The sequence below is a fragment of the Alteromonas sp. KUL106 genome (genome assembly GCF_009811415.1).
In the GTDB taxonomy this organism is placed as follows: Bacteria; Pseudomonadota; Gammaproteobacteria; order Enterobacterales; family Alteromonadaceae; genus Alteromonas.
Genome location: NZ_BLIG01000049.1, coordinates 25,708 through 52,671 on the forward strand (window position 1 = coordinate 25,708; position 26,964 = coordinate 52,671).

Sequence of the window (26,964 nt, forward strand, 5' to 3'; positions counted from 1 at the left end):
CTGTGTTCTACGACTTCGGCGTGTTCTGTTCCAATGCTTCTATCTCTTTCCATAGCTGTTCAGATTGAGCGGTTAGCAATGAATAAGTTTTAATATCGCCGTTTCTCTGGGCATGCATGGCTTTTTCGAGCAAAGCATCATATTGCTTACGCAGTTTTTTCGTGGGATTACTTTTAAATAGTCCAAACATGGTGATTATCCAAAATGGTGAGGTAGCGAGGAAACGGTTGAATCCAAATTTTCGATCACCTTTTTGTGTGAATAAACCTTCATGATTACTTACTTGAAAGCAAATAAACTACCACGACACTAAGCGATCAACAGTGCTGAAGAAATGACGGTATATGTAAAAGAAAGCTCGGTCAAAAGACGATACTGGCATTTGCTGTGAGTCTGCTTTTTTTTGCATCAACTGAATTTGAAATATCGTTAGGTAAACAGCCGCTGTGCAGCAAGTTGGCAGGGTATAACAGGGCGCGATTAAATTTAGGCTCGATGCGAGCAATTTGCGTGAACATGGAAGTATCACCGTTAATGTATGCTTTTGGTGGTAACCCTACGCTGGTGGCCTGACGTTTTAAGGTTTTAAAATAAATTTCGTACTGCGCTGCGTTAACCCGTTCTAACCCCGTTTCGATATGTCGATAGAAAGCAGTGCCGCCTAGCGGCTCGCTAAAGAGATAGTGCACCCATGCCCACTCATTATTCTTTTGCGTATCGATATGCGGAATACATTGAATGGGCGACAAACTTTTCGGAGCTTGATTTGCAATGGAAAGTTGCACTAGCGGTATTTGAAGCGTCTTGTCCACGCCAAAATTTAGTAGGTCATTGTGGGTAGCAAGTTGGCTGAATAGTTGTGTAAGTGAGGTATGCAGGTGTGCGACATAATCCCGGGGCGCGTGACTCCTCACCCCGGGATAAAAATCGCCATCTTGTTTTGTAAATGGATGGTGTTGCGCAATCGTTTCTACCAGACTCAGCGGGTCTGGTATGAAATCATCGATAACAACAATCGGGGTGGCTTGCTCACCCACCTTAATTAATTCGTAGTTTGAAACCATGCGTCTGCGTTTTTATTTGCCTTGTTCTTTTTGTCGATAAGGGCATAGATTTGTGCATTTGACGCGATAAGCGTGTAAATGCTTTGCAGCATGTGTTGTGCATGCAAATCAGCGATTGCCTCAGCACTCAGCGCCGCTAGCCTATCTTCATCAATGGTATATAACCCTGTTATAGACGTTTTGCTTCCGTTTTCAAAGGTAATATCTAGAGTGAATGGTGTAATAAGGTTGTGCTGTTGCAGCGCAGCAATGAAACGTTGATTTTGCGTTTCACCGTCAAGAAGCTGGGCCAAGATCTGCTGCTTCTCTAACAGGTAGTTAGTCGGCTCACCCATGTTATCAAAAAGCGGCGTTCCTTTTTCATTGCTTACGGAAGCGTTATCCAGATCAATGCACAGCACGCGGTTACTGCCGTCAGCGCCTTGCGCTTCAGTGCCTACATAAAAAGGCAGGCGTTCAAACTGCGCGGGAATATAAACCGCATCCCATTCACTCTGTTGCCAAAATAGGTTTTCTTTTTCTTCAAAACCTAGCAAGGCAGATAAGCCAAATTGTCCAGAGTCGTCAAACTTGGTGATCACTACGGGATAATGTACCACAAGCTTGTTGAGCTCAGAGACCACCACAGGAACAAGATGTTGATTGGCACCGAGTGACAATGCATCGTCGGTTACTTTCAAATCTGCATGCTGTTTATTATTAATGGCAACCATATGAGTCATACGTAGGTCCTGCTTATTGATTTACGTTAAACGGCCTGCAGGCCGAATTGGTGAATTTTATTAATAAGTTCGCGATGTTTGGGTAGCTTCTCTACCGCCATGTCACGCGCTTTTTTGTTCTGCATCAACTGTTGCTTGGCAAAGTCGGCGTTGACCCATTGCTGATGCGTGGCTAAATTCGAGGTAAACCCCATACCGTACAGGACATACTGATAACTTGCCGCGGGGAATACCTCGTTGTTGCTGGTAAAGTCTTTGTCACTAGGCGGGTGGTATTGCCATAGCGCAAGTAATTCTTTTAATGAGTCAGGAATGGTGTGACTATCCCGATTGTCTCGCCAAAATGCACTGTCTTCTCGCTTGCTCAACATGTAATGCAGCTTTAAGAAGTCGATAATACGCTGCCAACGGTAAGAAAAGGTGTCATTAAAGCGTTTCGCCACAATATCCATCACGGCTCGGTTTGCGGGTAACTGTTCGGCAATCATTGAGGCAGAAAGCTCCACCAGTACAAGCGCTGAGGCTTCTAACGGCTCTAAAAATCCCGCCGCTAAGCCAACAGCCACGCAGTTATTTTGCCAAAAGCGCTGCCTGTGTCCGCTTTGAATAGTAATGTCTTTTACGTTTATCCCATCTATGCCGTTTAACGTGCTGGTTTGGCGAACGTAAGTGTCTAAGCGAGCATAGGCGTCATCTTTACTTTGATGCCTGCTGGAATAAACGTGACCTACGCCACGGCGCGACTGCAAACCGATATCCCAAATCCAACCGGCGTCTTGTGCGGTGGAGATAGTGTGGGAGGCGATAGGACATTGCGGTGTGTCATAGGGCACGTGTACCGCTAATGCTCGGTCGATAAAAAGTACATCGTCGCAGGGAATAAACGGTACCTTATAGTGTTCGCCGAGCAGCATAGATTTGAAGCCGGTACAGTCAACAAAAAGGTCGCCCTCTACTATTACCCCTTGCTCGGTGTGAAGGGCTTTAATATCGCCGTTATCGCTGCTTTCCACGCGGTTAACGTCGGCTAACACATGGTGTACACCTAGTTTTTCAGTACAGTGTTTGGTTAAAAAGGCGGTAAATTTTCCTGCATCTAGGTGATAAGCATAGTTTGCGGTGCCTGCAAACTCTGCGTGTCGTATGCTTTTAGGTGCACAGCCTGCTTCGCATATCGCTTCCTGAATACATACTGCATGGGAAAAAGACTCGTTTAATTCTGGTGCTACTGTCTGCCAGTAAGGGCCTAAATTTGTTTGCGAAAACCCTTGGGGCAGCATAAGAGGATGGTAGTAAAAATCGTGCTCTTCACCGGTGGTCCACTTAGCGAACTTTGCACCTTGTTTAAATGTGGCGTCACATTCTTTGATGAAGGTGGTTTCGCTAATACCCAATGCAATTAGTGTTGAGCGCATGGTAGGCCAGGTGCCTTCACCCACGCCAATAATGGGCACATTTGGGCTTTCCACTAAGGTTACTTTAATGTCTTTGCGGGTAGCGCATTGATGTTGCGCTGCAATACGACCAGCCGTGAGCCACCCTGCGCTGCCGCCACCGACTACTACAATGTGCGTTATGGGAGTTGCTGTTGTCATACTGATTTCCTGAATAAAAACTGTGGCTACCAAAGGGTAGCCACGAATGTGGGACCAACAAACGCCGGCCCCAATTACGCGAAACTAAAAGTTTCCGCGCACACCGAAGGCCCAACGTCTGCCGCTGTCTTCAACCAACAGCAAGTGATTAGAGAAGCGACCGCGCTTATGTACGAACTCTTCTGTAAGGTTAATACCTTCAAAGAAGATTTCTACATTGTCTGTCACGCTGTAGCTACCGCTAATGTCAAGCTGTTGATAAGACTCAACAATGGTTGGGCCGTCACCCTGCCCTTGTGTTAACGACTGAACAAATGCGTCACGCCAGTTATAGGCAAGACGAATTTGATAGTCGTCAGTTTCATAAAATGCCACTAGGTTGTAAGAATCGCTTAACCCAGTTAGCGCAAATACTTGGTTAATATCGAATGGATCGAGTTCGGCATCACTATCAACAATGGTTCCATTGGCAAGTACACCAAAGCCGTTGTCGAAAGTGTGCTGAAGCGCAATCTCGAAGCCGTCTACCGTCGCGTCTTCACCGTTATTTGGCAGTGTATTGGTAAACACAGCTACGTCGTCACCCGCATCTGGGGCGCTAGCGTTAGCGCCTGTAGACGGGTCTGTTAGCAGGCTGCCGTCAGCAAGCTCGAAGGTTTTGTCTTCTTGGCTATTAACAATAAAGTTCGATACCAGCTTTCTGAAGTAACCAATTGATGCGTAGCTTGCTTCGTCGTAGTAATACTCAAGCGACAAGTCTAAGTTATCCGATTTGAATGGCTCTAGTGCAGGGTTACCACTGGTAGACGTTAAGTCACCACCCTGGCGGGTTGTGGTAATTACTGTTACCGGCGACATGCTGTTAAGCGTAGGGCGAGTAATGGTTGAGCTTGCTGCAAAGCGCGCAATTAAGTCGTCAGTAATTTCTAAACGTACGCTGAAATTAGGCAATAGCACGTCATAGTCAGACTCAGTGGCAATACTTTGTGCATTACCAAAACCAGCGAGCATTTCGGTCTGGTCCAGAATCGTTAAGCCTGTTATTGGCGCTTGCGTTCCGTTAACCGTCACATCCGTCATTTCATAACGCACACCAGCGGTTGCGCTTAAGAACATGTCTGCCACTTCGCCTTCAAAGTCGAATTCCATATAGGTAGAGATGATATCTTCTTCAACTTCAAAGCTATTGTTACGACGCACCGCATCAAAGCTAATCGACTCACCATTTACGCTTTGATAATAAGACTCTAAAAACGCAAAGTTGGCTTCGCCATCATGGGCAAGCCAAGAGGTGGGCATACGACCGCTACCGCTTACGTCAGAAAGGAAGTCGCTGCCTGCGTCAAAAACGTATTGGCTACCTGCTGGAATTTCAGGTAAATCAGGGTAACCACAGTACGTACAGTGAATACCTACACCTTCGTTGTCCCAACGGGTAAGTGATTTGGTTTCAGTGCTGTACTGTGCGCCAAAGCGAATTTCAGTTAGGCCGCTGCCATCTGTTACGTATTCGCCGTCAAAGCGCAGTTGGCTTACTGCGTCTTCTACCGCCCATCCGCGGCGCAGCATTACGTGAGCTCGGCTGTTAGCTTCATCAAGATGATTGCTTACACCATCAGGCATAAGTGCAGGGTTGTAGATAGGGAAGCCGTCAGGACCTGTAACAATCGCGCCTTCCAATTCTTGTTGTCCACTATAAATAGTGCCATTAGGCGAAGCGAACATGCTGGCAACAGGCAAAATATTGTCATCTACTTGGAATCGTACGCGGTTGGCATAACCAATAAGTGAAAGCTGATCGCCGCCACCATTATTGGCTTCGCGTTCAGCTTCTGAATGGCTTAAATCGAACGATAAGTTCAAGTTGTCAGAATACTGATAGTCAAAATTAAGGCCTATCGCGTAGGTATCGGTCAAACGGTCGAAGGTTTTGGCGTGCATATCCGTAGCCAAACCTACCTCCTGGTATAAATCGACAATAGTACCGTTTGCATCAACCGTTGGGCTGCGGCGATTGCCGCTTTCATCAAACAGGCTGCCGTCATCACCTACACCCTGAATATTTGGTGCAGTAAACCAGTGGCCGTACGACGTTGCTTCAGATTCTACGTCAAAATCTGAATACAGTGCGTCAGCGGTTACTACCAGTTTGTCGTTAGGTGCATATTGGAATACAAGATTAGCGTTTGTACGGGTACGCTCTTCAAAGGTGACTTTGTGATCGTAGTTTCGCGGTGAAAATACATTGCCTGTCCAAGCTTCGCCTGACTGCGTAACAGGGTTTGGCACGCCAACGTTTTCTAGCCAACCGTCCATCTGAGCTTGGTTTAAGCGAGTCTCACGCTCTTGATGTGAAACGGCAAGCAATACACCGAAAGTGTCATCATTAAACGTGTTGCTAATAAGGCCAGAAAATTGCGGTGTTGTTTCTTCGCTATTTTCGTCGTAAACAGCTTTTACCGAGCCCGCCATTTTAAAACCGTTTAATGCAAACGGACGGGCGGTATTAATGTTAATGGTAGAGCCTACACCACCAGACTGCATTGTGGCCGTTGACGTTTTATGCACGTCTAGGCTGCTTACTAACTCAGAAGCAATCGTGTCAAAACTAAACGCACGTGAATCGTTTTCAGACGCCATCTGACGGCCATTTACCAACACGGTGTTAAATTGTGGTCCGAAACCACGTACGGTAATTAGCTGGCCTTCACCGCCTGAACGATCGATAGATACGCCGGTAATACGCTGTAGTGATTCAGCTAAGTTGGTATCGGGAAAGTCGCCGATGTCTTCTGCGCTAATAGCGTCGACTACGCCGGCAGAGCTGCGTTTAACATCCATCGATTTTGCAACCGATGAACGGATACCACTTACCTCAATCACTTCTACGTCTTTATTGGGTTGCGCGTCTTGGGCAAATGCACTATTGGCAGAAATAGCCGACGCTAAAACTGCTGCCACTGAGCATGCAAGCTTGGTTTTCCTATACATGATGGTGTGTGTCCTAATTGATAATTTTAATGCGCCAGTGGTGTGCACCCCACTTGGCTTTCTCCGACAGCATGTCGCTGTTAATCCATCAAGACGACAGGGTTTGTAAAATCCCCCAAATTTTTTTAACAAATTTTTAAATTAATGGAACTACAACGTTTAGAGGACATAATTTTTTTCGCCAGCGAAGACCACCACTCACCTTTACGTTTGTTTAAAATGTAAACGATATTTAATGTATTCATGGTGTAAATGCTTTTCTATCTTGCTCATTTATCTTCTGTATGCCACTTCTATATAAATATTAGTTATGACTCGTAAGTAAATGATACTGGTGATGTATGCCCTTATAGCGTAGCTTTGCCGCAGATTCGCTTGAAAAATAAGCGAAATAAGAGGGGCTGTTCAACGCTAAATAAATACAGAAATTGCCTGTTCTGTTTTTGATTTCGCTAGAGAATGCTAGGCATAAACGAATAAAATGAGTTAATACAGTTTAAAGGGTGTCATTCTCGGATAGCCGGAATGCGAGGAGAAACGTGTGAAAATCATAGTTTTAAATGAATCAAAAGCGCCAGATCCGCTAAATAATGTGGAGAAGCGATGTGGACTTACGCCAAATAGTGCACAGCGACTGGTGAAGAAAGGAGCGACCTTGCTAGTTGAAGCGGGCGCAGGCTTACACTCAGGGTATTCAGATAAAGAATATGAAGATGTGGGTGTCACTGTCATCGATGATGTGAATGGTGCATTATCAACCGCGGATATGTTGGTTGCGGTGAATAAGCCCACCGAAGCACAGCTAGCGTTGATGAAAAAAGGGGCCATTGTGGTTGGCCATCTTGACCCTTTCTTTCAGCAACCGCTTATTGAATCTATTGCAGAGAAAGGGCTAACCGCTATTTCTGTAGAGATGATTCCCCGTTCTTCTCGTGCTCAAAAAATGGACGCGCTAAGTTCTCAAGCCAGTCTTGCAGGGTACGTGATGGTAATGCAGGCGGCGAACCAGCTGCCATCAATATTACCTATGATGATGACGCCGTCAGGGACGATTAAGCCAGCAAAAGTATTTATTATTGGTGCGGGTGTGGCGGGCCTTCAGGCGATAGCAACAGCGAAACGCTTGGGCGCAAATGTGCTGGCTTACGACACCCGCCCTGTGGTGGCTGAGCAAGTAGAATCGTTAGGTGGCAAGTTCCTCAAGATAGACATTGGCGAAACCGGCCAAACTAAAGACGGCTACGCAAAAGAACTGACCGACGAACAAAAAGCAAAGCAGCAAGAAGCCCAACGTGACGCGATTGCCGACGCTGACATTGTTATTACGACAGCGCAGCTATTCGGCCGCAAACCGCCAGTGCTTATTTCAAAAGAGACTTTAGCGCTCATGAAGCCGGGCAGTGTGGTGGTTGATATGGCTGCAACATCAGGTGGTAACGTTGAAGGTTCGGTTGCTGGAGAAACCGTTGAAGTTAACGGTGTAAAGGTAATCGGTAACGGTCACTGGAGCCAGTATGTGGCGAGAGCTGCAACTGACATGTATGCCAATAATATCTACAACCTTGTTGATGAATTCTTTGATGATGAAACCAAGACCTTTGGCCTGAATCTGGAAGACGACATTTTGGCCGGCTGTGTGATTACCCACGACGGTAACATTACCAACGACATGCTAATCAACGCATACAAAGGAGCCTAATCATGGAAATCATTTACCTACTTTTCATCGTGCTACTGGCTGCTTTTTTGGGTTTCGAACTCATTCGAAAAGTACCGGCTACTTTACATACGCCTTTAATGTCTGGCTCTAATGCGATATCGGGTATTACGTTAGTGGGGGCATTGGTTGCCTCGGGTAGCGACAATAATTTGCTAACGACCATTCTTGGTACTGCTGCAGTAGCACTGGCCAGCATCAACGTGGTGGGTGGCTATCTTGTGACCGATCGCATGCTTGGCATGTTCAAGAAAAAAAATAAATAAGGAGTATGCAAGTGAGTGATATCGTAACCGTAATAAACCTTGCGTACGTAGTTGCTGCGGCACTATTTATACTTGGGCTTAAACTGCTTAGTCATCCAGATACCGCTAAAAAAGGTAACTTTATTTCTGCCATTGGTATGCTGATTGCTGTGGTCGTTACCCTGCTTGACCAGGAGATCATTAGTTATCATTACATCCTGTTAGGTTTTGTTATCGGTGGCGCTTTTGGTGCGTGGAAGGCAAAAACCGTTGAAATGACTGCAATGCCCGAAATGGTGTCGTTATTTAATGGCTTTGGTGGTGCAGCGTCATTGCTTTTGGGGTGGGCGACGTTAGCAGGAATGAGCCTCATTACCCTTAAAACTGAGAGCGCATTTACCTTCATTACCCTGTTTTTTACTATTCTCGTAGGGGGGATTACCTTCTCAGGCTCGGTGGTAGCGTGGGGTAAACTGTCGGGCAAAATGAGTTCCAAAGCCGTGATTTTCACGGGCTTACGCGAGCTCAGCATTTTGCACCTAATTGGCATGGTGGTGATTGGTTATTTCTTTACTACCGACCCAAGCAATCCAGTTTGGATTTATTGTGCAATTGCTTTGTCACTCAGCTTTGGTTTGTGGGCGACTATTTCAATTGGTGGCGCAGATATGCCGGTGGTTATCGCACTATTAAATAGCTATTCAGGTGTAGCAGCGTCGGCAGCAGGTCTCGCTACAGGCAACACAATATTGATCGTTACCGGCTTACTAGTAGGCGCGTCAGGCTTAATTTTGACGAATATTATGTGTAAAGCCATGAACCGTTCATTAATGAATGTACTGTTGTCTGGTTTTGCCAAGCCTGTAGAAGCTGGCGAAAAAATTGAAGGCGAAATTAAAATTTTGTCAGCGCAAGATGCATTTTATGTATTAGAAGCAGCGCAAGCGGTACTGGTGGTTCCCGGGTACGGGATGGCCGTTGCTCAGGCACAACACGCGGTGCGTGAACTCCAGTCGTTGCTAGAAGAAAATGGCTGTACGGTAGATTACGCCATTCACGCGGTAGCAGGGCGTATGCCGGGTCACATGAACGTGTTGTTGGCAGAAGCCGATGTTCCTTATGACCAACTTTACGAGATGGATGATGTTAATCCGCGTATGGAAAACTACGACGTGGTGATTGTTATCGGCGCAAACGATGTAGTAAACCCAGCGGCGAAAGAGATGAAGGGCAGCCCCATTTACGGCATGCCAGTTATCGAAGCTTATCGTGCGAAAACCGTTTTTGTACTTAAGCGTTCTGCAAACGCAGGGTTTGCCGGTGTCGATAACCCGCTGTTTTTCAAAGACAACACGCGCATGGTTCTTGGTGATGCGAAAGATACTATCAACAGTATTATTCGCGAATTCGGAGACGACTAACACAGCGTATCTCTTTGATACATCTTCTTTAAAGGCCTGTTTAAACACAGGCCTTTTTATTGGGTATTAAACTTAATTATAAAGTACTCAACTGTAGTTGTAGTCGAAGCGTCTCAGCTCTACTATGTGCAAGCAATAGAAGTCGAGTTTACTATTCAGATAGTCGCATAGAGATATACGAATAAATGTCTACCAGCCCTTTTTATATTGAGCCATTTAAAAATTGTATTTTGATCACGCTTCGCGGTAACTGGGATATGTCAACAAACATACAATATTTAGCCCAGCTTTCAGATTGTTTAAAAACCCGCAAAGGCAGGCCCTTCCATTTATTTGTCGATATGCGCGGTTGGCAAATCCCAAATTCTGAAACCTTTAATCAAATAAAGGCGCCCATCAAGTTAGACAGGAGAAGCCAGCTCAGCGAGACGTGGTTGGAAGATGACGCGACTGATGCTGATCATATCGCAACGAAGTTTTTTACTTCGCCATCGATTAAACTAGGATTTGAACTTGTTCGTACTCAAAGTATCTCAGAGTTTTTGACGCATTGTGAAGAAAAAGCAGACAAGATAGTCATGGACTACGTACGAACATGGATAGGCGAATAATTATCGGTGTTCGATAAACAAAATTATTCGCCACAATCGATATTTTATATCGCAACAACTATCGCGTTCAGCTTTGCGTTGTCTATAATACGCTGCTTATTTTCGCACTTTCCATGCTAGGTATAGACCTAGCCCACTTACAAATAGGTGAATAAATTGTCAGATTGGAGCATCGAAGAAGCAGAGCGCGTCTATGGCGTGTCTCAATGGGGTGGTGGCTATTTTCAAATAGGTAAAAATGGCAACGTCCACATTACCCCTGTTCCTGAAGATCCTAGCATTCAAATCGACTTTAATTCGGTGATTGAAGATATCCGTAAGGAAGGCGTTCAGTTTCCTGTCGTTGTTCGTTTCCACGATATTTTGCGTTCGCAAGTTGCGGGCCTTAACAAAGCGTTCAGGCATTCTATAGAAGAAGCCGAATATAAAGGCCAATATCAAGGCGTGTACCCGGTTAAAGTTAACCAAATGCGCGAAGTAGTTGAAGAAATCGTCGATGCCGGTAAACCTTTCAACTATGGCCTAGAGGCGGGTTCTAAAGCGGAATTGCTTACCGTCCTTGCCATGAATACGAATGAAGAGTCGCTGACGATTCTTAATGGCTATAAAGATGACGAAGTGATGCGTCTTGCGCTATTGGGTAGAAAACTGGGTCGCCGCGTTGTTGTGGTGGTAGAAAAATACACCGAGCTTCTTCTGATAGTAAAAATAGCTAAAGAGCTTAATATCGATCCTATTATTGGTGTGCGCTCAAAAATGACCGTAAAAGGTCGTGGCAAGTGGGAAAGTTCTGGTGGAGAACGTGCGAAGTTTGGTTTAACTATCACGGAAATTATCAACGCTGCGCGCTACCTCGAAGAACAAGGTATGGCGCATTGTTTGAAGCTACTTCACTTCCATATCGGCAGCCAGCTCACTGACATACGCGCAGTGAAAGAAGCGGTCACTGAAGGTGCGCGTATTTATGCTGATCTGCACAAAATGGGCTTTGAGCTAGACTACGTGGATGTGGGTGGCGGCCTAGGTATTGACTACGACGGCAGTAACTCTACAAACGAGTCTTCACGTAACTACAGCATGCAAGAATATGTGGCTGACGTGGTTTACGGTATGAAAGAAATGTGCGATTTAGAAGGCGTACCGCATCCACATTTAGTAAGCGAGAGCGGACGCGCGATCACTGCCCATCATAGCTGCGTTATCACAGAAATTGTGGGCGAGATTAAATCGAATGCATCATATATGGATACATCTGCAAAAGAAGGTGAGCACTTTTTCTTGAAGAATATGCGCGAACTTGCAGATACGTTCGATGACCAAAAGAACATGCATGAAGTCTACAACGATGCGTCGCAGTATAAAGAGCAAGCCCTTGATGCATTTAAATTGCGAGTCTTAACTTTAGAAGAGCTCGGAAAAATCGAAACCTTGTATTGGCAAATTATGGGTCGCTTACAGCAATGGTATCGCAACGAAGACTATGTGCCAGAAGAACTACAGGAACTGGACTATAGCTTGTCATCTCAGTATCTGTGCAACTTCTCTGTGTTTCAGTCGGCCGCTGACACATGGGCAATTGATCAGCTTTTGCCCGTAGTACCGCTAACTCGTATGAACGAGGAGCCATCGGTTAATTGTTCATTGGTAGATATCACCTGTGACAGCGACGGCAAGATTGATCAATTCACTATTGGTCGCGAAATAACGGACGTGCTGCCGATGCACCCACTTAAGAAAGACGAACCTTACTATGTTGGGCTTTTCTTAACTGGCGCATACCAAGACGTTATGGGTGACATGCACAACTTATTCGGTCGATTAAACGAAGTGCATATTTACAGCTATGATGACGACCCAGAAGATTTCTATATCGAAGAAGTGGTGAAAGGCTCGTCGGTAGAAGATGTATTGAATATTATGCAATACAATCCGCGCGCGATGGCGTCAGATGTCAAACGTTTGATCGATAAGCAAGTATGGGATGGAAAATTGAACCCTCGTGAGGGTGTACGATGGACTGACTTCTACGAAAATTGCTTAGCGGGTTACACTTACCTCAAGCAGTAAAGATAACCACATCAAACCTAACGCCTGTGACGTTTTGATAACCTGAAGATGTAAGCATGCCAATCGAGCCGATACCGATATTATTTATCTGTGTCGGCTTTTTCTAGATAGCGTTTCCACAGTTCGGCAGTCGTCGAATTAATCATATTAGACTCCGCGTTCATAAGCATGACATAACCCGCTTTATGTTCAGGAGAAAACGCTACGTCAGCACGATAACCTTTCACCCAGCCTCCGTGGTAATTGAGCTTGGTTCCGTTTAAGTCATAAATACGCCAGCCTAAACCATAGTGTGCATCATCAATCATGCCGCGCCAGCCTCTTCGGTAGGTTTCTCGTTTGGTTTTTACTCGTTCGGTGGTGACAAAATCCACCATCTCTTCAGAGATAATGGTTGGGAATTCCCCCAGCAACGCTTGTAAGTAGATGGTCATGTCTGAAATGCTGGCATTCACGCCAGCCGCTGGAGAAAAACGATAGTAGTTACTTTCCACTTGACCCTCGCGCCATTTGTTTCTTGCAATTGCGATATGAGGGTGCGCCCATGAGTCGGAGGCTAGCAAGCCGCCCTTACCAACGCTGGCGGTTTTCATGCCTAATGGCGAGAAAAGATTTGCCTGTAGCTGGCGTGAGTACGAGGTGTTGTTGTTACTGAAATAGTATTCTAAAGCCCCAAAAAGCGCATTTTGATAAGTATAACATTCACCGGGCACACACAAGGGTTCAAGCTCGCTAAGGGACTTAAGCACGCGCTCTAGCGAATAGTCGGCTTCTATCAAATTGTCGTAAGCGTTAGGCATAAAGCCGCTAGATTGACCAACGATATGCTGCAGTTGCAACGCGCCCATACCTTTTCCTTTGAAAGGAATGTCTGGAAGCAGTGCTGATATCGAGGTTTCCCAGCTTAATTGCTTTTTTTCTACGAGTTTAGCAGACAACAGAGCCGTGAAGGTTTTTGAAACAGAAGCTAGCCGGAATACAGTATCTTTAGTGACTTTCTGGCCACCTTTTTTGGTTGTATTACCGTAAACATAAACCCTTGGCGCTTCGCCCTGTTCGTAAAAAACAAATGCATACCCTGGGACATTGTATTTTGAGGCCTCTTTTTGAACGTAATTTGCGTAGTCGTCAAGCCAATCAGCAGAGGCACCTTGAGCCGTGACCATTAATAGTGCAAATAGCCAGAATTGAGTCAGGCCCAGCAGTGAGAAGCGCAAAGAGTTCAGCATACAGTCGGCTCGTTATGCCTGTGGTTTCAAAATCTCTTCACAGGCGTTCATTATTATTATCGCGTTATTATGCGTATAGCCGCATCAATGATCAAATGTCGCTAATTACGCTCACTGCTTCATTAACCGTTCGCCTTATCAAAATTGTAAGTTTTCTACCGTAAAAATACGTAACGATACGCAAAAGTGCTTAACAGGTTCCGACGGGAAGTTTGTTGTTATTGAGTGCCGATTTTGTCGCACTAAAAGGATGAATGCACGATACACTAGACAAAGAGCATAAACGAAAGGTGAGCAGCGCATGCCAATGCCAGATAATCTCTCTGTACCAGAAACCGCAGCCTCAGAGGACGCAATACTCGCTGAGTCAGGGTACTCAAAGGCAAGGCTTAGCAGGGATCCGCGTTTTGACGGGCTATTTTTCGTGGCGGTAAAAACAACCGGTATCTTTTGCAGACCAATCTGTCCAGCGCGATTGCCCAAAGAAGAGAATGTGACTTACTTCCAACACGCCACACAGGCAATGGCGCAAGGTTATCGCCCCTGTTTTCGGTGTCGACCTGACAGTGCTCCTCGTTCTGCTGCATGGAAAGGCGTGGGAGCGACTATACATCGCGCGTTGTCGCTGCTCTCTATTATTCCTATAGAACGTGTGGCTGATATTGCCTCTCGACTAGGCATCAGTGAACGTTACTTAAATAAGTTGATAGTCAATGCTGTGGGCATACCGCCAAAACAGTTTCAAAATATGCAGCGCGCTTTGTTTGCAAAGCAACTTATTCAAGAAACCCATTTATCGATGACAGATATAGCGCTAACAGCGGGTTATCAGTCTCTAAGACAACTACAAAGAGCGATGGAGCAATATTGCGCAACCACGCCTACTCAGCTTAGAAAAAAAGAACCGGTGGAACAAAGGGGCATCGTTTTGTGTCTCTCTTATCGACCGCCGTACAACTGGCCATACGTGCGAGATTTCTTGGCAGCTCGTGCCATTGACGGAATGGAGCGAGTAACTGAAGAAAGCTACGAACGCTATTTTTCATGTAGGGGAAGCGTCGGTTTTTTTAAGGTTGTTCACGATGACGTACGCCATGGCTTCAAATTGCACATTGAACTACCTGATTTAGGCAATCTTCATACAACCATTGAAAACATAAAGCAGGTACTGGACCTTCACGCTGACCCACTATTAATTCAACAAAGTTTAGTGCAATCGGGTTTACCGCTAACGAAATTAACTCCTGGGCTGCGCCTTCCTAGCGCGTGGAGTGTATTTGAAAGCGGCTGTCGCGCTATTGTAGGCCAGCAAGTCAGTGTAAAAGCGGCAATAGGGCAGGTTACTTTGCTTGTTCATAAGCTGGGCGAGAAGAGGGCTAAACCTTTCTCTTCGAATGGTCATGACGCCGAGACGGACGAACGCTATACCTTTCCCACGCCTGAAGATGTCGCGGACAATAGTCTTGAATTCTTGAGGATGCCGCTGGCAAGAAAAGAAGCCTTGCGTAGTTTTGCCCAGCTTTTCGTGGGTGATAGTGCACCAACACATAACGACATTCTAGCTATTAAAGGCGTGGGTCCGTGGACACTCGATTATTTAAAAATGCGCGGGGAAAGAAACCCTGACATTTACCTTGAGGGCGATCTAATTGTCCGAAAAATGGCGCAGCAGTACCCTGTTGAGCCCGAAAAAGCAGCGCCTTGGCGTAGTTATTTAACCCTCCAGTTGTGGCAGTTAAGCAGCCAGTAAGAGAGCTTTGAGTATGATATATACAGGTTTTGTAAACAGCATGCAGGGGCTTGTTAAAGTAGAGGCCACTGAGGAAGGAATAACAGCCATTTCGTTTGTTAACGCCGCGGAAGCAGAGAAGGTTGCCGGGGAGAGGCAGATCAGTGAAGGGGAAAGCAATACAGGGCGACATCATCTACTTAGCGACAACGTTCACACTCATACCAACGCGATTACCGATGCCGCGTGCCGTCAGTTACAGGCATACTTTGACGGTAAGTTACGTGAGTTTGACCTACCCCTTTCTCCAAAAGGAACCGCCTTTCAGAACCAAGTATGGCATGCTCTTAAGCAAGTAAAATACGGGGAAACCGCGAGCTATTTAGATATTGCAAAAGCAATCGGCAACCCAAAAGCTGTCCGTGCTGTGGGAATGGCGAATGGGCGTAATCCTATTGCAATTGTGGTGCCTTGCCATCGTATAATCGGTAGCAATAAAACCTTAACGGGCTATGCGGGTGGTCTATCGCGCAAGCAGTATCTGCTCAATTTAGAAGGAGCCCAAGGGGTATTGTGGTTGTAAGAGAATGGGTTGTAAAAGAATGAGTCATAAAAGAATGGTGACAACAGAATGGCAATAAGAGACGTTATCTCGCTGCTGGTATTAGCAGGTATTTGGGGTGGTTCATTCATATTCATGCGGGTGGCAGCACCTGAATTTGGTATTTATGTCTTAGTGGCAATTCGTACCTTGTTGGCAACAGCAGTGCTATTTCCACTCCTGTTGATACGCGGCTCGGTAAAAGAGATTAAGCATCACTGGCTTGCCATAGCACTAGTAGGATTGGCCAATACTGCCGTTCCATTTGTACTATTTAACTACAGCAGCCTGCATTTAGAGGCGGGCGTTAACGCCATTCTTAACGCCACAGCTCCTATGTTTGGTGCCATTGTTGCTTGGCTGTGGCTAGGCGACAAACTGACGAAGTCAGCGGTAGTTGGGCTATTTGTAGGCTTTGCTGGCGTTACTGTTATTAGTCAACAAAAGTTAGGCGAGGGAGAAGTAAGCTTTTTCCCTATTCTCACAGCATTGCTCGCTACAACCGGATACGGTATTGCCGCATGTATGATGAAAAAATGGCTGCAAGGGGTAAAGCCTTTAGTGGTGGCAACGGGGAGTCAGGCTATGGCAAGCGTAATGCTTGCGCCGTTTGCACTAGCAACCTTGCCTGACACTATGCCAAGCGTGAATGCTTGGATAAATGCAGTGGCACTTGCCGTTGGTGGAACAGGCATAGCGTACATATTGTACTTCAAACTGATTGCCGATATCGGCCCCGCAAAAGCCATTACAGTAGCGTACCTTGTTCCCTTGTTTGGCATTATATGGGGTGTTCTTTTTTTACAAGAGCATTTGTCGATGCAAACCATTGTAGGCGGTTTAATGATTTTGTTTGGTGTAGCGCTCACCACAGGCGTTATCAAACGAAAACGCCTTAAGGTGAAACCTGCCTGAGTTGATGCGGGCGTAAATTAGTCAATTAGCTGCATTCTGACTAAATTACGGCCGTCGCGCTTGGCTTGATAAAGCGCGTCTTCTGCATGCGCTGTTACTTCGTGCATAGCGCGAGGTGACGCGGTATAGGACAGGCCAATCGATGCAGTGATCACTAAGTCCGGTAACTCGTGCAATGGTGGTAATGTAGCGATGCCGTGACGAAGGTTTTGAGCGATATCAAACGCCACATTCGGCCCCGTGTGTGGCAGCAATATGAGAAATTCGGCGCTACTCCATCTGCCTAAAACATCCTGCTCTCTTAAGTGTTCTGCCAGGTAAGTAACTAGCTTATCAAGTATATCATCGCCCACATTGCGCCCATGCGCGTCAACAATGTCTGAAAGCTCATCAACACTAACCAACATAACACTGAGTGATTTGTGTTCAGCCAATAGTGTCTTATAGATAAGCTGTAAATTATCTTTCTCAGGAAGTCGGTTGCTATGACGTACCACTAAGTCTGGCTGCATATCTTTTCTGAAGTAATACAGCAAGTTGTAGATAAGTAAAAACAGCGAGAATACAACGACAAGCAGCGTTACCACACTGAAGATAAACGCTTGAGAAATCTCCGCTTGGCGGTCTTCTAATGGGCTTAAAAGAAATACGGTCCACCCAAACTGGTTTAGCTTCACTTCGGCAATAAGGAAGTCTTTTTGGTCAATGGTAACCAGCTTGTTATTTAATGCCTGTTCGTTTTGAATCGTCATTGGTAGGCTTGCATACCAAGGCAACTCAGATAAGTTAGTAAAGTCGGAATAGGAGGCGATCAAGCTTGGGTCTGAAGAGAGCATTATGTCGCCTTGACCGTCTACAAATAAGAAGTCATAACCGTATTCTTGTTTGTAAGTATCGAACACTTCAATAAAGCTACGCAGGCTTTTCCCTACGCCAAAGAAGCCTAAGAAACGGCCATCTTCATCGTGAATTTTGATGTCGATATAAAAATGCGTGTCTTCCCACTTGCCAATGTCGGCAACGGCATCGGCGGGATAATCGCGATATTTAAAGTACCAGCTCACTTCACCTTCAATAAGGTTGATAATACTGCCGTCAGAATTGTATTGTTTTCTGTCAGCTTCGCTGGCAATGAAAAAAGACAAGCCGAATTCATTTTCAAGACGATCCAATGTCTTAAAAACAGCTTCCTGGTCAATCGTCTCACCATCCATCAAGTCAACGAGTTCGGTAGAGTGGCCCAAGGCTTCAGAGATGTGCAATGGTTTTAAAAGTTGCTCAACGATAAGCGATATGGCGGGCGACAAGGATTGTTGCTGCGCACGGCTTTGTTCGGCAACGATTTTTGAAATACTAAAATGTACCAGCGTCACAATAGCGATAACCACTACCGCAAATAACACCAGAATACTTCTATGTAGTGTACGAAATGTGTTCACAGACTGCGCATGCTCCCTTGCCTGACTGAACTTTACTTAAGCGGCGAGTATACCTGTTGCAATAATGAACTGCTAGGTTGCTCACCGTAACTTTAGACTAAATAACAACGTAGCAAAGCGCAATGCCGAAGTTTTTAAGCTGCTATTTCCCTCAAACAGTCGCTGACTTATTTAGGCTGCTTAGTTACACTATGCGCCATTTTCATTCTCTTTGCGAAATAAAGGAATTATATGGCTTTTTCAGTGGTTGTTTTAGCGGCGGGTAAAGGCACTCGCATGAAGTCTTCGTTGCCCAAGGTGTTGCATAAGGTCGGCGGCGTACCGATGGTGCAGCGCATTATCAATACCGTTAAGTCGCTAGGCGCTGATAACATTCATCTAGTTTACGGTCATGGGGGCGACCAGCTAAAGGAAGCGGTTGTTGAAGACAATCTAAACTGGTGTTTACAAGCCGAACAATTAGGTACGGGCCACGCCGCTGCGCAAGCTGCTCCGCATATTAAAGACAATGAAGACATATTGATCCTTGTCGGTGATGCACCACTCATTCGCAAAGAAACCCTAAGTGCGCTAAAAGCGGCGAAAGAAAGCTGTGATTTAGCATTGTTGACCGTCAATTTAGACGATCCGACGGGCATGGGACGCATTATTCGTGAGAACGATAATATTACCGCGATCGTCGAGCATAAAGATGCCACCGATGCTCAGCGTGAGATTAAAGAAATCAACACCGGCATGATGATGATGGCTGGCGCAGATCTTAAACGCTGGCTGAGCGAGTTAAGCAATGATAACGCACAGGGTGAGTATTACCTTACCGACGTCATCGCGATGGCAGCAGCCGAAGGTAAACGCATTCAGTCTGCGCAGCCCCAGTCTGCTGTTGAAGTAGAGGGCGTTAACAACCGTTTGCAGTTAGCTAACCTTGAACGGGCGCTTCAGCGTCGCCAAGCCGATGAACTTATGACCAATGGCGTAACATTACTGGACCCAGCACGTTTTGACTTACGCGGCGAGCTAGAAACCGGTAATGACGTAATTATCGACGTTAATGTTATTGTTGAAGGGAAAGTTACCCTTGGTAGCAACGTTAGCATTGGTGCAAACTGTATTTTGCGTAACTGTACTATTGCAAATAACGCGGTTATAGAAGCGAATTCTATTGTTGAAGACGCTAGCGTTGGAGAGGCGTGTACGGTTGGGCCTTATGCACGGCTACGCCCGGGCGCAGTAATGCAAAAACATGCGAAAGTGGGTAACTTCGTTGAAATGAAAAAAGCCATTTTGGGCGAGGGCGCGAAAGCAAATCATCTTACTTATTTGGGCGATGCGGAAGTAGGTGCTAAAGCGAATATTGGTGCAGGCACGATCACGTGTAACTATGACGGTGTGAATAAGTCGAAAACCATCATTGGCGAAAATGCGTTTATCGGCTCAAACTCGTCGCTTGTTGCGCCCGTAAACATTGGAAAAGGGGCTACAGTGGGCGCTGGCTCAGTAATCACCTCAACCGTGGACGAAGACGCGCTAGCCGTTGCCCGCGGTAAGCAGCGCAACATTCCAAATTGGCCGCGTCCGACCAAAAAATAGAGGCGTTCTCTCGTAAGAAATAGCGTACGGGTAAACGCAAGGATTAGGGCTGGCAAACACAAACTGTTTTTTGCCAGCCCAATTTCTTCTTCTGTTCCATCAACAATATTTCCTCTGGGAAATAAACGGTCACGGCGAGCAGCTGAAACTCACGCATAACACGTCTGTGTAATACCAATCCGCATAGATAATTACCCACTCAGCGAGAGTTAAAATGTTCGTAATCGCGGCGTGTTACCGCAGGTATAGATTCAATTAATCCAGCTGTTCAAACGATTTCAAGTCTTTCTAATAATGAACTAACTGCGGTTCCCACTATCTATGATTACTGATAGTGTGCATTCACTTACTTTTAAATTAAGATCAAACAGGGAGATGTAATGATATCTACATTACTGGTTGGCTTCGGTTTTTCCGCCACTACCTTTCATTTGCCGTTTCTCAATTATCTACCGCAATTTTCTGTGGATGTGGTTATTTCTTCAAAGCCCGACGCGGTAAAGGCGGCTTTACCTCATGCTGAGGTGTATAGCTCGTTAGACGAAGCACTAAAAATTCACGACGTAGACTTGGTTGTAATTACTACGCCTAATCATCTTCATGGGCCGCAAGCTAAATTGGCGTTAGAGCACAGTTGTCATGTGCTGGTAGAGAAGCCATTTACCTTAGATAGTAAGGAAGCAGAGGATTTAGTTACCCTGGCAAAAAATCAGGGTAAACAGCTCTGTGTTTATCACAACAGGCGATTTGATGGTGACTTCCTAACAATTAAACAGCTCATTGGTGACGGCAAGCTTGGTGAAATCAAATGTTTTGAAAGCCGTTTCGACCGATTTCGACCGGTGCCGCGAGACAGATGGCGTGAAAATGCAGGGCCAGGTAGCGGTATCTTTTGGGATTTAGGCCCGCATTTAATCGACCAAGCGTTACAGCTTTTTGGCCAGCCCGAAGAAGTGTCGGCAAATATATTGACCTTGCGTGAAAACGGTCAGTCAAACGACACGTTCGATATAACGCTTCACTATGGTGATAAGATTGTAAAGCTTGGCAGCTCAGCCTTTCAAGCTAGTGCAACCCTGCGTTACGACTTACAAGGTACAAAAGGTAGCTTTAGAAAATTTTATTTAGATCCCCAAGAAGACCAGCTGCGTGCAGCGCTTTCTTTTGACGATGAATGCTGGGCGAAAACAAATGAAGATCAGCATGGCGTGCTAACGGCAGCCAATGAAAGCGGCGAATTGTCTGAAGAAACGATCACAACGCTAAAAGGAGAATACCTCACGTTTTTTAATCGTCTTGCTCATGCCATTGAAGACGGTAACTTCTCGCCAGCGGATGGAAGCTCGGTTGTTCCGGTCATTAAGGTGATGGAATTAGCCTTGAAAGCAAGTGCTCAGAAAACTGCGCTGGCGTTTAATTAAACAATTATCTTGATCAACGTTTCAATTTAACTTACGATGCTTTCACTTTAAAACTAATTGCTTTCGTTTTGAAAGTTAAGAGTGTGTTTGTGATTTCGAATAAACCCATTCTGTGGTTTGTTCCCCGTCTTCTTTCGTGATGGGGCTTTGACGAGTTCACAGGTGTGTCAGGCGTTCGAAGAAGGCATCGAGGCTGTATTGAAGAGTAGTAAATCCGTTGAACAGCGCCGCCATCAGATAGTGGCGTGGGTGAAAGAGCATGGTCAATCTCAAGTTGAAGATTTGGCCGCGCGTTTTGCTACCTCTGAAGTCACCATTCGAAAAGATCTTGCTGCGCTTTCGCAGCAAGGTTTACTTATTCGCCAGTTTGGGGGCGCAGTGCCTGTGCCATCATCTACAGGCCCAAATGTTGGACCTTCCCAATTCATCACTAAAGATGCTCTTACGAATTTGACGGTTAGCCCGGCAGTTAATGCCATAGGTCAACGTGCAGCAAGTTTGGTAAAAGCAGGCAGCAAGTTAGTTATTGACTGCGGGTCAACAACTGCATCTGTCTTGCCCCATTTATCACATATCGATGATTTAGTGGTGATGACCAATACGTTGGCAACAGCCAATTACCTTACCCAAAGTGATAAAGAACCTACGGTGTTAATGGTAGGTGGCACATGGGATGCGCAGTCTCAATCATTTCAGGGCGCCATGGCTGAACAATTAGTTAACGCCTATAGTTTTGACATTGCATTTATTGGCGCAGCGGGCATAGATGTAAACAGAGGTACCACCACCTTTAACGAATTGATTGGTGTTACCCGTGCCATGGCTAAGGCGGCCGATGAGGTAGTGGTATTAGCCAGCTCAAAGAAATTAACGCATAAAATGCCAAATCTTGAGCTGAGCTGGACGAACATTTCTGTTTTGATCACTGATGAAGGCATCAGCGATGAAGACAAGCTTAATATTGAAAATCAGGGCGTAACAGTGCTAATTGCAACGCCGAGTGGAGAATAATTATGTGTGGAATTGTTGGCGCTGTTGCTGAACGTAACGTGGTAGAAATTCTTCTAGAAGGGTTAAAAAGACTGGAGTATCGAGGCTACGACTCAGCTGGTGTTGCGTTGTTGCAAAACGACGGCACACTGACGCGTATTCGCCGTACTGGTAAAGTACAAGAGCTTGCTGATGCGGTAGCAGAGGGTGAAGCGCTGGGTACAACGGGCATTGCACATACCCGCTGGGCTACTCACGGTGGCGTAACTGAAGCGAATGCACACCCTCATTTCTCAACTGAGCGTGTGGCCGTTGTTCACAATGGCATTATAGAAAACTACGTAAGTTTAAAAGCGCAGTTAAAAGAACAAGGCTATACCTTTACCAGCGACACCGACACGGAAACCATTGCACATACCGTTCACGAAGAGCTTAAGTCAGGGAAAACATTGCTCGACGCCGTTCAGAGTGCGGTGAAGACCTTTCACGGTGCTTACGGCACAGTCATCATGGACAAAGAAGATCCTAGCCGCGTTGTGGTCGCGCGCTCGGGCAGTCCGCTTGTAATTGGTTTAGGCCTTGGTGAAAACTTTATTGCCTCTGACCAAATGGCACTCTTGCCTGTAACACGCCGCTTCATCTTTTTAGAAGAAGGCGATGTGGCAGAGATTACCCGTCGTGAGGTTAAAATCTTTGATAAAGACGGCAATGCCGTGGAACGGGAAGTCATCGAGTCGAACGTTGAGCACGATGCGGGCGATAAAGCCGGTTACCGTCATTACATGCTTAAAGAAATTCACGAACAGCCTACGGTTGTGCGCAATGCGTTAAAAGATCGCATTGATGAAAACGGCCTTACCGCTGATGTGTTTGGTCAGGGTGCCGATGAGATATTCAAAAAAGTCCAGCACGTACAAATTATTGCTTGTGGTACCAGTTATCACGCGGGTATGACGGCGCGCTACTGGCTAGAGCAATACGCCAATGTGTCGTGTAATGTGGAAATTGCATCAGAGTTCCGTTATCGCAAGTCTGTAGTACACCCAAACAGCTTGCTTATTACCATTTCTCAATCAGGTGAAACCGCTGACACACTCGCCGCACTTCGTTTGGCGAAAGAGTTAGGCTATATGTCCAGCTTGACCATATGTAACGTGCAGGGCTCTTCGCTCGTTCGCGAGTCTGACCTGGCATTTATGACCCGCGCTGGCGCAGAAATAGGCGTAGCGTCTACCAAAGCCTTCACTACTCAGCTTGCTGCTTTCCTTATGCTAACCCTTGCATTGGGCAAAGAAAATGGCATGACAGACGCCGACAGCAAGGCCATTGTTTCTGCTCTTCACAGCCTGCCCGCAAAACTTGAAGAAACGCTAGCCATTACTGGCGGTATTGAAGATTTAGCTGAAGAATTTGCCGATAAAAATCACAGCCTGTTCCTAGGCCGTGGCGATCAATACCCTATTGCCATGGAAGGTGCGCTCAAGCTTAAAGAGATTTCCTATATTCACGCTGAAGCCTATGCGTCTGGTGAATTGAAACACGGTCCGCTGGCGCTTATTGATGATGAAATGCCAGTTATTGTGGTTGCACCGAATAACGAACTGCTCGAGAAACTTAAATCGAACGTTGAAGAAGTGCGCGCCCGCGGCGGAATCATGTATGTATTTGCTGATAAAGATGCCGCGTTTGCAGGTGATGAAACCATGCGCGTTATTGATGTGCCGCACTGCGACGCGCCCATTGCACCTATTATTTATACGTTACCACTACAGTTATTGAGCTACTATGTAGCGTTAATCAAAGGTACCGATGTAGACCAGCCGCGGAACTTGGCGAAGTCGGTGACGGTGGAATAGGATAACGCTGCGAAAGCACTTATTAATGTCAGAGCCTATTAAAATTGGTTTGAGCATTATTATATTTGGTTCAAGTAATATTATATTTGGTTTGATTAAAATAAATCGACGTAAGTTTGGTTTATAAAAAATCTTGGTTTATGCTCATCAAATAGGAGATTGGTGAGCATAAACAATGAAAAAGCTTGAATGGCTGACAAAAGAAGAAGTTAAAAAGCGCTTCGAAAGCGGCAGAGGTGTGGGCCGTGGACTTACATATCAACCGTGGATCCGTATTCAAGAAATCTCTAGCGATGGTACAAGCTATCGAGCACTCTCCCATACCTCGGGTAGAGTTGTACATCTACTTTCAAAACTTGAATTTCTAGCATTCTCACTTTGCGACTGGAACGAATCTATAACAGACATTCGCGAACAGTATCCCTTCGACTTAGAAACATCGCTTACCGTGGCAGAAGAGGCTGGTATTAAACACCCGAAAAAAGGTAACAAATTTCATATTTTTACTACGGACCTACTCTTAAGCTACGACTCTCTTGAAAATCGACGGACTGAATGCGGTGTAGAGAGGGAATAATGTGTGGTCGCGTATTATTTCTTTGGCTGTAGACGCGATGGTAGGCCTTATATTATCAACTGCTAATGAAATGCAGTTTGGCATTTCAGGTGATGCGAGCGTTGTATATCTATTGAATACTTCATAGAGAAGGTGCCTGTCAGAAATGTATCCACACCGGACTTTATAGCGAGCTAGCACGCTATAAAATAGCTCATTCGGATATGGAGATGGGAAAAACGGTAATGTGACCATTTGTACTCCAGTCCCTAATTTCGGGACATTGATTTTTGTCATCATAATAGGGACAAATAGTTTTGTCACTTTTTTCGGGACAAATGATCAAATCAACTAATCATCAGGATTATCAAAAGCTGATTGCTTGGCTTAAAAAGGCACGTCTTGACCGTGGCTTAACAGTAAGGCAGCTTGGCGAGTTGCTAGACGAACCGTTTCAGTTCGTAAGTAAGGTAGAGAAAGGACAAAGAAATTTGTCTGTGCATGAGTATGTGCAGTATTGTGAGGCTTTGGGGGTTGAAGCAGGTGCAGGTATCAAGATTCTGGCTTGTTCCTAATAACTAGGTTAAGTTATTATTTTTATCCTCAAATATGTATTTCGTTATAAGTTTAAAAGGATGTTAATTCGGTAATGATAGTTGAATTATCTGATACTAGTAATCAGCATATATCGACGTTAAATACATCTGGTTGGATCTCTCAGCTAGAAAAAACAGGTAAATCCCATTTAATAAATCAGATATTCAACGAATTACTCCGAAAGCAAGATAAACAGCGAACCTACTTAGGTTCGCCAATAACGATCGAGTTTCTTAAAGATCCAAATTATTGGTTCGACTATGAGCTAAACCTTCAAATATTTAAGCGTTTTGAAATTTATGGTCTTGACCCTGTACAGCTTGGTAAAGCAACCGTAAGTCAGACCCTTAACAATAAGGGCAGCATGATTCTCGCTGTAGTCAATTTGGTAGGGCTTGGTCGAACGTTGCGGGGTGTTCAGAGAGTTAATGAGAAATACAACCAAAGTAAAATGGCAAAAGTATCTGAAGTGACCTCTACTGGTGGTGTTGTTGAGCTTTTTTATTTTAAAGGTTTTACGCACTTTAGATACGTAACGATGCATAATATTGGTTGTTACTTAGCTGTTTTGGAGTACCTTCAATATGAAAAAGTTAGCTATCATACTGAAGTTGATATTTTTGGAAATGATTTAGAGTCTGGTTATTCGAAAATTAGATTCACTTGGAAGAAAAAGTCTAGATTGAGAAATACTGTAGAGACAGTGCAAAAGCTGCTAGCAGACAAATTTTTGAACAAGTACCTTCGTTCTAACAGCTACCTCCACACTTACCATAGTGACTTAATGCAAAATTATGAATACCAACTATCAATCAAAGAAAATCTTCAGCGTGAACGCGAGGCAGCTCATATTGCGCTCATAAATCAATATAAGGAAGTCATTGCAGAAAAAAATCAAGAGTTATTTAAGACCAAGTCTGAATTGGAAGAATCCATACTTGAGTCTAAAAAAATGATTGTCGCGTGGCTTAACGACAATTGCGATAACTCAAACTTAAAAGCCGTAGATCTATCCAACTATTTGTCGGTTTCCGAAACAAAAATGAACTTAAAGCTAAAGTATATGTTCTCATTAACTTTCAAAAAACTCCTTATCAATATAAGGATAGAAAGGGCATGCGCATTACTTACTCATAAGTCTCCAACTGAAGTAGCCTATTCCGTTGGATTCAAAAGCCCTTCTCACTTCTCTGAAGTATTCAAGAAGGAAAAAGGCATTACTCCTTCTCAGTTCAAGCAAGAAAAAAGCAAGTAAATCTGCGTATTAGGTTATTTTCGATAGCTTTTTCGAAAATCTCGATATACCTCTATTCGATATATAGCGTTTGCCGGTGTAGTTTTATCCTAAGGTTACTAACACCGCTTGGACAACCAAAATACTACTTAATTATCCAAGGCTTTGTTACCACGATAATACTTTGTGTATCCAAAACGCACTTACATTTGCAAAAGGACTTTTAACGATGCGCCCGATTCTATTTTTATGTCTGCTTCTTTCCCTAGTAATTTCGAATAGTGTCAAAGCAAATACAGACGTATCTAACAGTATAAATGAGCCAACAGTGTGGACACTGGCTGGGAGCCCCTATGTAATTAATACGTCATACT

At 45.1% G+C, this 26,964-nt stretch carries 23 protein-coding genes; 15 read left to right on the plus strand and 8 right to left on the minus strand.

The features are described 5' to 3' along the window. Positions 1-7: 7 nt before the first annotated feature. The 5 genes from GVO63_RS17090 to GVO63_RS17110 all read right to left on the minus strand — a co-directional run bounded on the left by GVO63_RS17090 (position 8) and on the right by GVO63_RS17110 (position 6,372). Positions 8-190, minus strand: a complete 183-nt coding sequence (locus tag GVO63_RS17090) for a DUF6435 family protein (RefSeq protein WP_159581480.1) — start codon at positions 188-190, stop codon at positions 8-10. Positions 191-362: 172 nt separating this feature from the next. After that, positions 363-1,064 (minus strand): DUF6445 family protein, encoded by a 702-nt coding sequence (locus tag GVO63_RS17095; RefSeq protein WP_159581482.1) that lies wholly within the window; start codon positions 1,062-1,064, stop codon positions 363-365. Further along, positions 1,043-1,786 carry a SapC family protein gene (locus GVO63_RS17100; RefSeq protein WP_159581484.1) on the minus strand — a complete coding sequence of 248 codons (744 nt, stop codon included), beginning with the start codon at positions 1,784-1,786 and terminating at the stop codon, positions 1,043-1,045. The genes GVO63_RS17095 and GVO63_RS17100 overlap by 22 nt, the downstream gene beginning before the upstream one ends. Positions 1,787-1,812: 26 nt before the next feature. Continuing rightward, complete coding sequence (locus GVO63_RS17105) at positions 1,813-3,381, minus strand: tryptophan halogenase family protein (RefSeq protein ID WP_159581486.1); 1,569 nt, start codon at positions 3,379-3,381, stop codon at positions 1,813-1,815. An 84-nt stretch (positions 3,382-3,465) separates the two neighbouring features. Further along, positions 3,466-6,372, minus strand: a complete 2,907-nt coding sequence (locus GVO63_RS17110) for a TonB-dependent receptor (RefSeq protein ID WP_159581488.1) — start codon at positions 6,370-6,372, stop codon at positions 3,466-3,468. A 541-nt stretch (positions 6,373-6,913) separates the two neighbouring features. On the opposite strand from GVO63_RS17110, the gene GVO63_RS17115 reads away from it, so the two are divergent. The 5 genes from GVO63_RS17115 (at position 6,914) to speA (ending at position 12,433) form a co-directional block, all read left to right on the plus strand. After that, positions 6,914-8,071, plus strand: a complete 1,158-nt coding sequence (locus GVO63_RS17115) for an NAD(P) transhydrogenase subunit alpha (RefSeq protein ID WP_159581490.1) — start codon at positions 6,914-6,916, stop codon at positions 8,069-8,071. 2 nt (positions 8,072-8,073) lie between these two features. After that, positions 8,074-8,355, plus strand: a complete 282-nt coding sequence (locus GVO63_RS17120; protein WP_159493865.1) for an NAD(P) transhydrogenase subunit alpha — start codon at positions 8,074-8,076, stop codon at positions 8,353-8,355. Positions 8,356-8,366: 11 nt separating this feature from the next. Then, a complete protein-coding gene (locus GVO63_RS17125) occupies positions 8,367-9,755 on the plus strand; it encodes an NAD(P)(+) transhydrogenase (Re/Si-specific) subunit beta (protein ID WP_159493866.1) in 1,389 nt (462 codons plus the stop codon). A gap of 257 nt (positions 9,756-10,012) precedes the next feature. After that, positions 10,013-10,366, plus strand: coding sequence for an arginine decarboxylase (locus GVO63_RS17130; RefSeq protein WP_236552196.1), 354 nt, complete (start codon positions 10,013-10,015; stop codon positions 10,364-10,366). A 156-nt stretch (positions 10,367-10,522) separates the two neighbouring features. After that, positions 10,523-12,433 carry a biosynthetic arginine decarboxylase gene (gene speA / locus GVO63_RS17135; protein ID WP_159581494.1) on the plus strand — a complete coding sequence of 637 codons (1,911 nt, stop codon included), beginning with the start codon at positions 10,523-10,525 and terminating at the stop codon, positions 12,431-12,433. 80 nt (positions 12,434-12,513) lie between these two features. Here the strand turns inward: speA and GVO63_RS17140 are convergent, their stop codons facing one another. Further along, the gene (locus GVO63_RS17140; protein WP_159493869.1) at positions 12,514-13,662 is read right to left on the minus strand and encodes a serine hydrolase; all 1,149 of its coding nucleotides are present in this window, start codon (positions 13,660-13,662) and stop codon (positions 12,514-12,516) included. A gap of 301 nt (positions 13,663-13,963) precedes the next feature. Between GVO63_RS17140 and GVO63_RS17145 the strand changes: the two genes are divergently transcribed. From GVO63_RS17145 to GVO63_RS17155, 3 genes are read left to right on the plus strand one after another with little or no spacing between them, the layout of a single operon-like run. After that, on the plus strand, positions 13,964-15,412 hold the full coding sequence (locus GVO63_RS17145) for a DNA-3-methyladenine glycosylase 2 family protein (RefSeq protein WP_236552197.1): 1,449 nt from the start codon (positions 13,964-13,966) through the stop codon (positions 15,410-15,412). 13 nt (positions 15,413-15,425) lie between these two features. Then, positions 15,426-15,974 (plus strand): methylated-DNA--[protein]-cysteine S-methyltransferase, encoded by a 549-nt coding sequence (locus GVO63_RS17150; protein WP_159581496.1) that lies wholly within the window; start codon positions 15,426-15,428, stop codon positions 15,972-15,974. A gap of 48 nt (positions 15,975-16,022) precedes the next feature. Continuing rightward, the gene (locus GVO63_RS17155) at positions 16,023-16,907 is read left to right on the plus strand and encodes a DMT family transporter (protein ID WP_159581498.1); all 885 of its coding nucleotides are present in this window, start codon (positions 16,023-16,025) and stop codon (positions 16,905-16,907) included. 17 nt (positions 16,908-16,924) lie between these two features. On the opposite strand, the gene GVO63_RS17160 is transcribed toward GVO63_RS17155, so the two are convergent. Further along, the gene (locus GVO63_RS17160) at positions 16,925-18,346 is read right to left on the minus strand and encodes a sensor domain-containing diguanylate cyclase (protein ID WP_159493872.1); all 1,422 of its coding nucleotides are present in this window, start codon (positions 18,344-18,346) and stop codon (positions 16,925-16,927) included. Between the two features lie 231 nt (positions 18,347-18,577). Here GVO63_RS17160 and glmU point away from each other — a divergent pair, with 231 nt between their 5' ends. The 5 genes from glmU to GVO63_RS17185 all read left to right on the plus strand — a co-directional run bounded on the left by glmU (position 18,578) and on the right by GVO63_RS17185 (position 24,780). Further along, positions 18,578-19,936: a bifunctional UDP-N-acetylglucosamine diphosphorylase/glucosamine-1-phosphate N-acetyltransferase GlmU gene (gene glmU / locus GVO63_RS17165; RefSeq protein WP_159581500.1), complete on the plus strand. Its 1,359-nt coding sequence runs from the start codon at positions 18,578-18,580 to the stop codon at positions 19,934-19,936. A 380-nt stretch (positions 19,937-20,316) separates the two neighbouring features. Beyond that, positions 20,317-21,357 (plus strand): Gfo/Idh/MocA family oxidoreductase, encoded by a 1,041-nt coding sequence (locus tag GVO63_RS17170; RefSeq protein ID WP_159581502.1) that lies wholly within the window; start codon positions 20,317-20,319, stop codon positions 21,355-21,357. A gap of 198 nt (positions 21,358-21,555) precedes the next feature. After that, on the plus strand, positions 21,556-22,368 hold the full coding sequence (locus tag GVO63_RS17175; protein WP_159581512.1) for a DeoR/GlpR family DNA-binding transcription regulator: 813 nt from the start codon (positions 21,556-21,558) through the stop codon (positions 22,366-22,368). A gap of 2 nt (positions 22,369-22,370) precedes the next feature. Continuing rightward, positions 22,371-24,203, plus strand: coding sequence for a glutamine--fructose-6-phosphate transaminase (isomerizing) (glmS, locus tag GVO63_RS17180; protein ID WP_159493877.1), 1,833 nt, complete (start codon positions 22,371-22,373; stop codon positions 24,201-24,203). A 175-nt stretch (positions 24,204-24,378) separates the two neighbouring features. Continuing rightward, on the plus strand, positions 24,379-24,780 hold the full coding sequence (locus tag GVO63_RS17185) for a TnsA endonuclease N-terminal domain-containing protein (protein WP_201284725.1): 402 nt from the start codon (positions 24,379-24,381) through the stop codon (positions 24,778-24,780). On the opposite strand, the gene GVO63_RS19800 is transcribed toward GVO63_RS17185, so the two are convergent. After that, entirely contained in the window at positions 24,724-25,059 is a 336-nt protein-coding gene (locus GVO63_RS19800; RefSeq protein WP_369008765.1) for a TniQ family protein, read from the minus strand. The two genes, GVO63_RS17185 and GVO63_RS19800, sit on opposite strands and share 57 nt — an antisense overlap. Positions 25,060-25,076: 17 nt before the next feature. Between GVO63_RS19800 and GVO63_RS17195 the strand changes: the two genes are divergently transcribed. Further along, positions 25,077-25,334 carry a helix-turn-helix transcriptional regulator gene (locus tag GVO63_RS17195; protein ID WP_236552198.1) on the plus strand — a complete coding sequence of 86 codons (258 nt, stop codon included), beginning with the start codon at positions 25,077-25,079 and terminating at the stop codon, positions 25,332-25,334. A 74-nt stretch (positions 25,335-25,408) separates the two neighbouring features. Continuing rightward, on the plus strand, positions 25,409-26,611 hold the full coding sequence (locus tag GVO63_RS17200) for an AraC family transcriptional regulator (RefSeq protein ID WP_159581506.1): 1,203 nt from the start codon (positions 25,409-25,411) through the stop codon (positions 26,609-26,611). Positions 26,612-26,964 lie beyond the last annotated feature (353 nt).